Genomic DNA, 443 nt, shown 5'->3' on the forward strand with positions numbered 1-443 from the left:
ACGGCGATCACGCAGGAGTGGGCCGAGCGGACTCATGCCGGCACGGGGTTGGTGATCGCCGGCACCAATGCGGACGTGCAGCAGCTCAACGGGCTGATCGCCGACCGGCTACGCGCGGTCGGGATCGTGACCGGTGACACGATCGCCACTGCACCGGCGGGGGGAGTGGGCCTCCGAGACGATCAGCGAAGGCGACATCGTCGCGACCCGGGTCAACGGCGTCGACGAGGCCGGCCACCGATATGCGAACCGGGAACGCTGGCGGGTCGACGCCCTGGATGATGCCGGGGCGTACCTGATCAGCCTCGACGGCCGCCGCGAGGTGCACCTATCGGTCGGTGCGGCGCGCGAGCAGCTGCAGCTGGCGTATGCGGTGACCGGGTACGGCGCCCAGGGGGTCACGGTTAACGAGGCTGTCCTGCTTGTCGCCGAGCAGATGGATC

1 pseudogene is annotated in these 443 nt (G+C 69.8%); it reads left to right on the plus strand.

Annotation, left to right across the window (positions count from 1 at the left end):
- Positions 1-133: 133 nt before the first annotated feature.
- A pseudogene (locus BN358_RS25340) lies at positions 134-443 on the plus strand (hypothetical protein); the annotation flags it as partial.

The organism is Sedimentibacter sp. B4 (assembly GCF_000309315.1).
Classification (GTDB): domain Bacteria; phylum Bacillota; class Clostridia; order Tissierellales; family Sedimentibacteraceae; genus Sedimentibacter; species Sedimentibacter saalensis.